Genomic DNA, 10,359 nt, shown 5'->3' on the forward strand with positions numbered 1-10,359 from the left:
GAGCGACACCGGGCGACAACACCGCACCCCCGGCCACCAGCGCTCCCCACCCAGAAAAATGCAGTAAGTTAGCCGAGTGACCGGCCGGATAGCCATCGATGACATCGCCCCGTCCATTCCCGGCGGCCGCCCGTCTAAAGCCGCAGTCGGCGAGGTGTTTCCCGTCCGCGCCGTCGTCTGGCGCGAGGGTCACGACGCAGTAGCCGCCACCCTGGCAGTCCGAGCCCCCGGCTCCTCCCGGATCACCCGCATCCGCATGGCCCCCGACTACCAACCCGACGTCTTCAACGCCCACTTCACCCCCAACGCCCCCGGTCTGTGGACCTACCGCATCGAAGGCTGGAGCGACCCCGTCGCCACCTGGCGCTCGGCCGTCGAAGCGAAATTGTCCGTCGGCCAGACCGCCGCCGACCTGGCCAACGACCTCGAGACCGGCGCGATCCTCTTCGAACGCGCCGCCCAAGCCGTCCCGAAGAAGCAGTTCGAACGCCTGCGCGCCGCCGCCACCGCCCTGCGCAGCGACGAACAACTCCCGGCCCGGGTCGCCCCCGCGTTCTCCGAGGAGGTCACCGAGATCCTGCGCGCCACCCCGCTGCGCGAGATGGTCACCCGCGGCACCCAGTTCTCGGTCCTGGTCGAACGCCGCCGCGCCCTGGTCGGCTCCTGGTACGAATTCTTCCCCCGCTCCACCGGCGGCCGCGACGGCGAAGGCAATCCGATCCACGGCACCTTCGCCACGGCCGCGCGTGAACTCCCCCGTATCGCGGGCATGGGATTCGACGTCGTCTACCTCCCCCCGATCCACCCGGTCGGCGTGGTGAATCGCAAGGGCCGCAACAACACTCTCACCACCGAGCCCGGCGACGTGGGCTCCCCCTGGGCCATCGGCTCGGCGGACGGCGGACACGATGCCGTGAACCCGCTGCTCGGCACCGAAGCCGACTTCGCCGAATTCGTCTCCGCGGCAACAGCGCTCGGCCTCGATGTCGCCATCGACCTGGCCCTGCAATGCGCGCCGGACCATCCCTGGGTCGCCGCCCATCCGGAGTGGTTCACCACCCTGCCCGACGGCACCATCGCCTACGCCGAGAACCCCCCGAAGAAGTACCAGGACATCTACCCGGTCAACTTCGACAACGACCCCGACGGTCTCTACGCCGAGATCCTGCGGGTGGTCCGGTACTGGATCTCGCTGGGCGTCACCATCTTCCGCGTGGACAACCCGCACACCAAGCCCGCCGATTTCTGGGAGTGGCTGATCGCGGAGCTGCGCCGCACCGACCCCGATGTGATCTTCCTGTCCGAGGCGTTCACCCGTCCGGCCCGCCTCTACGGCCTTGCCCGCCGCGGCTTCAGCCAGTCGTACACGTATTTCACCTGGCGCGTGCACAAGTGGGAACTCACCGAGTTCGGCTACGAGATCGCCGCCAAGGCCGACGAAGCCAGACCGAATCTGTTCGTGAACACCCCCGATATCCTGCACGAAAGCCTGCAACACGGCGGCCCCGGCATGTTCGCCATCCGTGCCGCGCTCGCGGCCACCCTGTCCCCCACCTGGGGCGTGTACTCCGGTTTCGAACTGTTCGAACACGAGGCGGTCCGCGAGGGCAGCGAGGAATACCTCGATTCGGAGAAGTACGAACTTCGTCCCCGCGATTTCGCCGGCGCCCTCGAGCGCGGTGAATCGCTGGAACCGTGGCTCACCCGTCTCAACGAGATCCGGCGCAATCACCCCGCGCTGCAACAGTTGCGCTGCATCCACTTCCATCACATCGACAACGACGCGCTGATCGCCTACTCCAAGATCGATCCGGTCACCGGCGACGCGGTCCTGGTCATCGTGAACCTGAACCCCTATGCCGCCGAGCAGGGCCACATTTCGCTCGATCTCCCCGCGATCGGTCGCGAATGGCACGACCATCCGGTGGTCTTCGACGAGATCAGCGGCGAGGAATACCACTGGGGTCAGCAGAATTTCGTGCGCCTCGACCCCGCGCGCGCGGTCGCGCACGTCCTGGCGCTGCCTGCGGTCCCCGCCGCCGCCCGCGCACCGCTGGCCTACCGCGAGACACTGTGATGAAGCGCCGCGATCTGCTGCTGCTGGCCGCGGGCACCCATCCCGACCCGCACACCGTCCTGGGCGCACACTCCCATGCCGACGGCACCGCGGTCCGGGTGCTGCGCCCCCACGCCGACACTGTGACGGTGCTCGTCGGCGATTCCGAGCATCGGCTGAAGTCGTTGGGCCACGGCATTTTCGACGCGGTCCTGCCGTATCCGCAGATCGACGACTACCGGGTCCGCGCCGAATACCCGGGTAGCCAGACGGTGGTTTCCGCCGACGGCTACCGCTTCCTGCCCACCGTCGGCGAATTCGACCTGCACCTCATCGGCGAAGGCCGACACACCCGCCTCTGGGAGGTGCTCGGCGCGCACCCGCGCCACTACACCACCCTCGACGGCGAGGTCGACGGCACCTCGTTCGCGGTCTGGGCCCCGAATGCTCGCGGGGTCACCGTCTTCGGCGATTTCGACCACTGGAGCGGCACCTCGGCACCGATGCGCGCCCTGGGCAGTTCCGGGGTGTGGGAGGTGTTCGTGCCGGGCGTCGGACCGGGCACTCGCTACAAGTACCGGGTCCACGGCGCCGACGGTCGTGTCGTCGATCACGCGGACCCCCTTGCCTTTTCGACCGAAGTGCCGCCCGCGACGGCCTCGGTGGTCACCCGCGCCGACCACGTGTGGACCGACAGCGCCTGGCTCGACCGACGCGCGAAGACCGACGCGGTCCGCTCGCCTATGAGCGCCTACGAAATCCACCTCGGTTCCTGGCGACCCGGCCTCGACTACCGCGAATTGGCCCATCAGCTGGCCGATTACCTGCGCGCGACCGGATTCACCCATGTCGAACTGCTGCCGGTGGCCGAGCACCCGTTCGGCGGGTCGTGGGGGTACCAGGTCACCTCGTACTACGCCCCGACCTCGCGTTTCGGCAGCCCTGACGACTTCCGCTACTTCGTCGACCACCTGCACAACGCGGGCATCGGGGTACTCCTGGACTGGGTCCCGGCGCACTTCCCGCGCGACGAATGGGCACTGGCCCGCTTCGACGGCACCCCGCTCTACGAGCACCCCGACCCGCGCCGCGGCGAGCAACTCGACTGGGGCACTTTCATTTTCGACTTCGGTCGCAACGAGGTCCGCAACTTCCTGGTCGCCAATGCCGCCTTCTGGATCGAGGAGTTCCACATCGACGGCCTGCGCGTCGACGCCGTGGCCTCGATGCTGTACCTGGACTACTCCCGCCCCGAGGGCGGCTGGGAGCCGAATATCTACGGCGGCCGGGAGAATCTGGAAGCGGTCGACTTCCTACAGGAGCTCAACGACACCGTGCACCGCGCCCATCCCGGCGTGGTCACCATCGCCGAGGAGTCGACCACCTGGCCCGGCGTGACCCGTGGCACCGACGTCGGCGGTCTCGGATTCACCATGAAGTGGAACATGGGCTGGATGCACGACACCCTCGGCTACCTGGGTCGCGACCCGATCCATCGCTCCTGGCACCACAACGAGATGACGTTCTCGCTGGTGTACGCGTGGAGCGAGAACTATGTGCTGCCGATCAGCCACGACGAGGTCGTGCACGGCAAGGGCACGCTGTGGACCCGCATGCCCGGCGACGACTTCGCCAAGGCGAGCGGCGTGCGCGCCCTGCTCGCCTACATGTGGGCCCACCCCGGCAAGCAACTGCTGTTCATGGGCCAGGAATTCGGCCAGTTCCGCGAATGGGACAACGACCGCGGCCTGGACTGGCAGGAATTGGAAAACCCACTCCACCAGGGCATTTCAACAATGGTGGCCGACCTCAACCGCACCTACACCGCCCACCCCGCCCTGTGGACGCAAGACGCCACCCCCGGCGGCCACTCCTGGATCGAAGCCGACGACAGCACCGCCAACGTCTTCGCCTTCCTGCGCTGGGGCACCGACGGCAGCGCGGTGGCGGCCGTCTTCAACTTCTCCGGTTCCCTCCGCGAGAACTACCGCATCGGTCTGCCCCATCCCGGCACCTGGCACGAAATCCTCAACACCGACGCCCACGAATACGCGGGCTCCGGCATCGGCAATCTCGGCATCGTCACCGCCGTCGACACCCCCAGCCACGGCCACCCCGCCTCGGCCACCATCACCATGGCCCCCCACAGCGCCCTCTGGCTGTCCTCGACGGCTTAACGATCCAGGTCGACCCGAATCGTCAGCAGGTCGGTACCGAACGCCCGCACCGCGGTGCTGTTGTAGCGCGGCAACTGCCGCAGCCTGGCCCGCGGATCGTCCCCGGGCAGCAACACGGCGGTCCCCGTGTACCAGCGCCCGCGCAGGCGCACCCTGACCTTGTTGTCGGCCTTGATATTGCGCACATACTGCGAGCGATCCCCGAACTCGGAGACCAACCAGAACTCGTCGCCGACGCGCCGACCGCCGATCGGCGTGACCCGCGGCTGCCCACTCACCCGCCCGATCGTCTCTAGCAACTGCTGACCGGGCAGTCTGCCCAGTATCGGATTCAGTCGCCGCTGCAACGCGGTGACGATCCGATGCTGAATATCGTTCTTGGACGCCATATTTCGACCGTAGCACCGCTCACCCACAGCGAAGCCGCCCCAGCGGTGTTCGGCCGGGGCGGCTTCGAAGCGGTACGAGCGCGGCAGTCCGTCGAAGGTGACCGATCGTGCCTGAGCTGTGGGTGTCAGTACAGTGCGGCGGCGAGCTTGCGCCGGGCGGCGATCACGAAGGGCTCGGCGGGGTCGAACAGCTCGAACAGTTCGAGCAGGCGGGTGCGGGCCCTGGTGCGGTCGTCGCCCGCGGTGCGCTTGACGATCGCGATGATCCGATCGAAGGCCGCCTCGGGTCGCTGCTCGAACATTTCGATATCGGCGGCGTCGAGTGCGGCGTCCAGATTCGCCGGGTCGGCGTCGGCGGTGGCGACCACGGCCGGGTCGAGCTGCTGGGCCCTGGTCAGGAAGCGCAGCTGGCGCAGGGCCGCTTTGGCTTCCTCGTTGCCGGGTTCCTCGGCGATGATCGCCTCGTAGGCCGCCTCGGCGCCGGCGAAGTCACCTTCGGACAGCTTGTCCTCCGCGTCGACGAAGCGCGGGTCCTCGATCTCGGGTTCGACGGGAGCCGCGTCGGGGTCGCCCTCGAGCTTGCCCGCTGTCGCGTCCATCACAGCGTCGAGCCACTGCCGCACCTGCGGGTCCGGCTGCGCGCCTTCGAAATCGGCCAGCGGCTGCCCGCCCGCCACCGCGATCACCGTCGGAATGCCCTGCACGCGCAGCGCCTGCACGATGTTCATATTGGCTTCGGCCTCGATCACGGCCAGATCCCAGGCGCCACCGTCTTCGGCGTTGAACCGTTCCAGTGTGCGAACCAGCTCGACGCTGCCCGCGCTGCGCTGCGAGAACAGCGCGACCACCACGGGCACCTGCGTCGAGCGCCGAATCACCTTGGCTTCGAAATCCGCCTCGGTGACCGTGTGGTTGCCCGAGGCCGGAGCAGCAGCGGCACCGCCGGGAGCGGCGGGCGGCTGCTTCAGCGCGGACAGATCCACCGCACCGGACATGGCGGCGGCAGCGGCGGGCGAAGGACGGCGGGCAGCGGGTCGAGTCACGCTTTCCAGTTTGTCACGAAGCTGTGGGAGCGGCAGCCGCGGAGCCCTTGCTCACGTCCGCGCTCAGCTCACCGAGCTGACCGGTGCGCACCGCCCAGACCTCGAAGATCACGGTGAACAGCGGCGGAATGCTCGACGCCAGTGCCAGCACGGTGGTCTTCCAGTTCCAGTTCAGTTCGCGCGAGGTCAACAGCGCCGTGATCACGAACAGCACGAAGATCCCGCCGTGCACCGGTCCGAAGATCTTCACGCCGATCTCGTTGCCCTCGGCGGGCAGGTACTTGAAGGCCATGCCGGTCAGCAGCCCGATCCAGGACAGCGCCTCGAGCACCGCGAAGAACCGAAACCGACTGGCCGTGGACCGCAAATCGAAGAAACCCATGCCCACCATTGTGCCGCATGATCTACGACACCACGTAGTTGGACCGGTCACAACAAAAGCCCTGGTACCCACGCGGAGTACCAGGGCTTTCGTGGTCGAACGGGATCAGGCAGGCACGCGGATGATCAGCGCGTCACCCTGACCGCCACCACCGCACAGCGCGGCGGCACCGACGCCACCACCGCGACGCTTCAGCTCCAGCGCCAGGTGCAGCAGGATGCGCGCACCGGACATGCCGAGCGGGTGACCGATGGCGATGGCGCCACCGTTGACATTGACCTTCTCCGGGTCGAAGCCGAGCTTGCGGGTCGAAGCCACACCGACAGCCGCGAACGCCTCGTTGATCTCGATCAGGTCCAGCTCGGCGGGCGTGATGCCCTGCTTCGCGCACGCGGCGAGGATCGCGTTGGCCGGCTGGTCCTGCAGGGTCGAATCCGGCCCGGCGACCTGGCCCGCGGCGCCGATCTCGGCGATCCACTCCAGCCCCAGCTCTTCGGCCTTGGCCTTGCTCATCACGATCACCGCGGCCGCGCCGTCGGAGATCTGCGAGGCGGTGCCCGCGGTGACGGTGCCGTCCTTGCGGAAGGCCGGACGCAGCTTGCCCAGCGACTCGACGGTGGTGTCGGCGCGAATGCCCTCGTCCTCGGTCACGTAGACCGGGTCACCCTTGCGCTGCGGCACGGCGACCGGCACGACCTCGTCTTCGAACAGCCCGTTCTTCCACGCGGCGGCAGCACGCTGGTGCGAGGCCGCGGCCAGCGCGTCCTGCTCCTCGCGGCTCACCTTGTCCAGGTCGTTGCGATCCTCGGTGAGCAGGCCCATGGCCTGGTCGGTGATCACGTCGTGCAGGCCGTCGTAGGCCATGTGGTCGACGAGGGTGGTGTCGCCGTACTTGAAGCCCTCACGGCTCTTGGGCAGCAGATGCGGGGTCTGGCTCATCGACTCCATGCCGCCGGCGACCACGATCTCGTGCTCACCCGCGCGGATCAGCTGATCGGCCAACGCGATGGCGTTGATGCCGGACAGACAGACCTTGTTGATCAGCAGCGACGGCACATCCATCGGGATACCCGCGGCGATGGCGGCCTGACGCGCGGGCAGCTGCCCCGCACCGGCCTGCAGCACCTGGCCCAGGATCACGTAGTCGACCTGCGCGGGCGCGACGCCGCCCTTCTCGAGCGCGGCTTTGATCGCGACACCGGCCAGATCAGAGGCCTTGAAGCCCTTCAGACCGCCGAGCAGCCGACCGACCGGGGTACGCGCACCGGACACGATGACAGAAGTGGTCACGAAAGCCTCGCATTCATTGAGTCGAACCTCGCCGGACGCAGGCGGCATCGCCGCACGGGTTCAGGAGTTGGACTCCACGGTAACCGGTATCGGCCCGCGCCCGGCACGCAGGTCCGCGCTAGCTTCGTGGGGTGACCAACGAGAACTTCATCCCCGCCGACTACGTCATCGCCGTCGACCACGTGGGCATCGCCGTGCCCGACCTCGACATCGCCGTGGCCTGGTACACCGACAACCTCGGCATGGTCGAGACCCACCGCGAGGTGAACGAGGCCCAGGGCGTCGTCGAGGCCATGCTGTCGTGCCCCGCCGCCGCCGACCGCGCGACCGCCCTGCAGTTGCTGGCCCCGCTCACCGCCGAGTCGACCATCGCCAAGTTCATCGACCGCAGCGGCCCCGGACTGCAGCAGCTGGCCTACCGGGTCACCGATATCGAAGCAGTTTCGGACTTCCTGCGCGGACGCGGCGTGCGTTTGCTGTACGAAGCCCCCCGCCACGGGACCGCCGATTCCCGCATCAATTTCATCCATCCGAAGGATGCTGGCGGTGTGCTGGTCGAGCTCGTGGAGCCGAACCCGGACGTTACGCACTAGTACGCCGGTACTGTCGGTAAATCTCGGCGAGATCACAATCACGGTCGAGTCTCCATAGGCTCGCTCGAGGCTGTATTTTGTGTGCCATGTCGTCACCTGAGTCCGATCGCAATCGCTTCGTTGCACTGCCCTTCACCGTTGTGCGCAAGGGTTATGCGCAAGACGAGGTGCGCAACTACTTCGACCGCTTCGACGCTGAGCTCCGCGTCACCGCCACCGACCGGGATGCTGCCGCAGCGCAGGCCCGCAATCTCGCCAGCCAGCTGGAAGATGCGCGTGACGAGATCGACGAGCTCCGCAAGGAGGTCGACCGGCTTTCTGTGCCGCCGACCACCGCCGAAGGCATGTCCGACCGCATCTCGCGCATGCTGCGCCTGGCCTCGGACGAAGCGTCCGAGGTCCGCGCGCTTGCGCAGGCCGAAGCCGCCGAGATGGTGTCGATCGCCGAGCAGCAGGCCACCGAGATGCGTGGCAAGTACGAGTCGCTGCTCGCGGAGACCAAGGAGAAGCGCGAGGCGCTCGAGATCGAGTTCGAGCAGACCCTCGCGAACGCGCGCACCGAGTCCGCCAAGATCATCGAGGCCGCCCAGGCCGATGTGGAACGTCTCGGCAAGGAGGCCGAGGCCAAGCGCAAGGCCACCCAGCAGGACTTCGAGGCCACCATGAACGATCGGCGCACCAAGCTGACCCGTGCCATGGAGGAGCTCGAGGCCACCAGTCGCGCCGAGGCCGCTCAGCGGATCAAGGATGCGACCGATGAGTCCAACCGCCTGATCAGCTCCGCCACCCAGACCTCCGAGCGCAAGATCGCGCACGCGAAGGAACTGGCCGAGGAGATGCGCGTGCTGCGCGGCCGGGTGCTCGCCCAGCTGCTCGGTATTCGCGGTCAGCTCGACTCCGTGCCCGCCATGCTCGCCGCGGTCAACCGCGAGAGCGAACTGCTCGACGGCACTCCCGAGCGCAAGTCGATCAGCAACAACGGCAACAAGTCGGTCTCGAGCTCGCGCCAGAACAAGGCCATCCCGGAGGTCGCCGACGAGGACATCGTCGACGAGGACCGCGAGAGCGCCGACGTCAACTGATCAGTCTGTCGGACTCGTAACGACATTCACCCGGAAAACCGAAGGCCGCCTCGAATCAACGAGGCGGCCTTCGGTTTTCGTTGTCCGCGGGTCGGGTGTCGGTCAGGACCAGCGGCGGGTGATGCCGCGGGTGCGTCGGCCGTTCCAGCAACCCTGGTGCCAGTGTCTGCGGTCGTCCTCGCCGCCCTCGGCGGCCCAGGCGACGATATGGGCGACACCGACGGCGATCTCGTGGTCGCAGCCGGGGCACCGATAGGTCTTCACCGCGCGGGCACCGGGAACCGTTCGGACGATATAGGTTTCATCACCCGGCCCGTCCTCGGTCCGGCCGTACACGTCGCCGAGCGGTGCGGGGCCCGTAGGACGCCCGGTGCGTGGTTTTCGTCGCGGCATCCCACTTCCCTCCTAGAAGAGGCGGAAAACGTTGCTCTCCGTGCCACGTAGCTCGTCGTAATCGAGCGTGAGGCAGCGGATTCCACGGTACTCGGCCAGCGTCTTCGCCTGCGGCTTGATCTGCTGCGCCGCGAACACCCCGACCACCGGGGCCAGCAGCGGGTCGCGGTTGAGCAGTTCGAGGTAGCGGGTGAGCTGCTCGACACCGTCGATGTCACCGCGTCGCTTGATCTCCACCGCCACCGTGGCGCCGTCGGCGTCGCGGCACAGCAGGTCCACCGGGCCGATCGCGGTCATGTACTCGCGCCGCACCAGGGTGTACCCCTCCCCGAGCTTCGTCACGTGTTCGGCGAGCAACTCCTGCAGATGCGCTTCGACGCCGTCCTTCACCAAACCGGGATCGATGCCGAGCTCGTGCGAGGAATCGTGCTCGATCTCCTCGATGGTGATCCGCAATTCCTCGCCGGCCTTGTTCGTCACCACCCACAGCGCCTTCGCGGTCACCGGCTCCGGTTCCTGGCCCTCCCGCAGCGGCGTGACGCCGTCGGGCAACTCGGCACGCATCGCGTCCGGCACGTCCTCTTCGACCAGCCAGCACGGCGGACTCATCCAGTTCAGCGGCTTGTAGGAGCCACCGTCGGAGTGCACGAGCACCGACCCGTCGGCCTTGATCAGCAACAGCCGACGAGCCATCGGGAGATGGGCGGTCAGTCGACCGACGTAGTCGACCTGGCAACGAGCAATGACGAGGCGCACCCAAGCACTGTAGGCGACTGCCCTGGGAACGCAAAAAGGCCCCCAACCAATGGTTGAGGGCCTTTCGCAAAGATGTTCCGGCAGTGTCCTACTCTCCCACACCCTGTCGAGTGCAGTACCATCGGCGCAGGTGGCCTTAGCTTCCGGGTTCGGAATGGGACCGGGCGTTTCCCCACCGCTATAACTACCGTAACTCTA

The 10,359-nt window shown here is 67.5% G+C and carries 10 protein-coding genes and 1 rRNA gene; 4 read left to right on the forward strand and 7 right to left on the reverse strand.

Annotated elements, in window-relative coordinates; all coding sequences use genetic code 11:
• The first annotated feature begins 76 nt into the window (after positions 1-76).
• Entirely contained in the window at positions 77-2,077 is a 2,001-nt protein-coding gene (locus IBJ82_RS33910) for an alpha-1,4-glucan--maltose-1-phosphate maltosyltransferase (protein ID WP_194830074.1), read from the forward strand.
• Positions 2,077-4,233, forward strand: coding sequence for a 1,4-alpha-glucan branching protein GlgB (gene glgB, locus IBJ82_RS33915; protein ID WP_194830075.1), 2,157 nt, complete (start codon positions 2,077-2,079; stop codon positions 4,231-4,233). The genes IBJ82_RS33910 and glgB overlap by 1 nt, the downstream gene beginning before the upstream one ends.
• Here glgB and IBJ82_RS33920 read toward each other — a convergent pair.
• The 4 genes from IBJ82_RS33920 to IBJ82_RS33935 form a co-directional block, all read right to left on the reverse strand.
• A complete protein-coding gene (locus tag IBJ82_RS33920; RefSeq protein ID WP_194830076.1) occupies positions 4,230-4,622 on the reverse strand; it encodes a nitroreductase/quinone reductase family protein in 393 nt (130 codons plus the stop codon). The genes glgB and IBJ82_RS33920 overlap by 4 nt on opposite strands.
• 125 nt (positions 4,623-4,747) lie before the next feature.
• Positions 4,748-5,617, reverse strand: a complete 870-nt coding sequence (locus tag IBJ82_RS33925) for a tetratricopeptide repeat protein (protein WP_194830087.1) — start codon at positions 5,615-5,617, stop codon at positions 4,748-4,750.
• A 61-nt stretch (positions 5,618-5,678) separates the two neighbouring features.
• Positions 5,679-6,056 (reverse strand): DUF3817 domain-containing protein, encoded by a 378-nt coding sequence (locus IBJ82_RS33930; RefSeq protein ID WP_194830077.1) that lies wholly within the window; start codon positions 6,054-6,056, stop codon positions 5,679-5,681.
• A gap of 96 nt (positions 6,057-6,152) precedes the next feature.
• Entirely contained in the window at positions 6,153-7,337 is a 1,185-nt protein-coding gene (locus tag IBJ82_RS33935; protein ID WP_194830078.1) for an acetyl-CoA C-acetyltransferase, read from the reverse strand.
• A 131-nt stretch (positions 7,338-7,468) separates the two neighbouring features.
• Between IBJ82_RS33935 and mce the strand changes: the two genes are divergently transcribed.
• Both mce and IBJ82_RS33945 read left to right on the forward strand, forming a co-directional pair.
• Complete coding sequence (gene mce / locus IBJ82_RS33940; protein ID WP_194830079.1) at positions 7,469-7,930, forward strand: methylmalonyl-CoA epimerase; 462 nt, start codon at positions 7,469-7,471, stop codon at positions 7,928-7,930.
• Positions 7,931-8,016: 86 nt separating this feature from the next.
• Positions 8,017-9,012 carry a hypothetical protein gene (locus tag IBJ82_RS33945; protein ID WP_084473310.1) on the forward strand — a complete coding sequence of 332 codons (996 nt, stop codon included), beginning with the start codon at positions 8,017-8,019 and terminating at the stop codon, positions 9,010-9,012.
• Positions 9,013-9,114: 102 nt separating this feature from the next.
• Here IBJ82_RS33945 and IBJ82_RS33950 read toward each other — a convergent pair whose 3' ends face one another.
• The 3 genes from IBJ82_RS33950 to rrf form a co-directional block, all read right to left on the reverse strand.
• Positions 9,115-9,405 carry an ATP/GTP-binding protein gene (locus IBJ82_RS33950; protein WP_194830080.1) on the reverse strand — a complete coding sequence of 97 codons (291 nt, stop codon included), beginning with the start codon at positions 9,403-9,405 and terminating at the stop codon, positions 9,115-9,117.
• A gap of 12 nt (positions 9,406-9,417) precedes the next feature.
• Positions 9,418-10,161: an endonuclease NucS gene (gene nucS, locus IBJ82_RS33955; protein ID WP_194830081.1), complete on the reverse strand. Its 744-nt coding sequence runs from the start codon at positions 10,159-10,161 to the stop codon at positions 9,418-9,420.
• Positions 10,162-10,236: 75 nt separating this feature from the next.
• A 5S ribosomal RNA gene (rrf, locus tag IBJ82_RS33960) occupies positions 10,237-10,353 on the reverse strand.
• Positions 10,354-10,359 lie beyond the last annotated feature (6 nt).

Source organism: Nocardia sp. XZ_19_231, assembly GCF_015355705.1.
GTDB classification, from domain to species: Bacteria; Actinomycetota; Actinomycetes; order Mycobacteriales; family Mycobacteriaceae; genus Nocardia; species Nocardia salmonicida.

What these genes read in the sequence shown, in the direction of transcription:
- glgB (WP_194830075.1), top strand. Translation starts at nt 2,077, where the DNA reads ATGAAGCGCCGCGATCTGCTGCTGCTGGCCGCGGGCACCCATCCCGAC.
- IBJ82_RS33925 (WP_194830087.1), bottom strand. Translation starts at nt 5,617, where the DNA reads ATGTCCGGTGCGGTGGATCTGTCCGCGCTGAAGCAGCCGCCCGCCGCT.
- IBJ82_RS33950 (WP_194830080.1), bottom strand. Translation starts at nt 9,405, where the DNA reads ATGCCGCGACGAAAACCACGCACCGGGCGTCCTACGGGCCCCGCACCG.
- IBJ82_RS33920 (WP_194830076.1), bottom strand. Translation starts at nt 4,622, where the DNA reads ATGGCGTCCAAGAACGATATTCAGCATCGGATCGTCACCGCGTTGCAG.
- IBJ82_RS33945 (WP_084473310.1), top strand. Translation starts at nt 8,017, where the DNA reads ATGTCGTCACCTGAGTCCGATCGCAATCGCTTCGTTGCACTGCCCTTC.
- IBJ82_RS33930 (WP_194830077.1), bottom strand. Translation starts at nt 6,056, where the DNA reads ATGGTGGGCATGGGTTTCTTCGATTTGCGGTCCACGGCCAGTCGGTTT.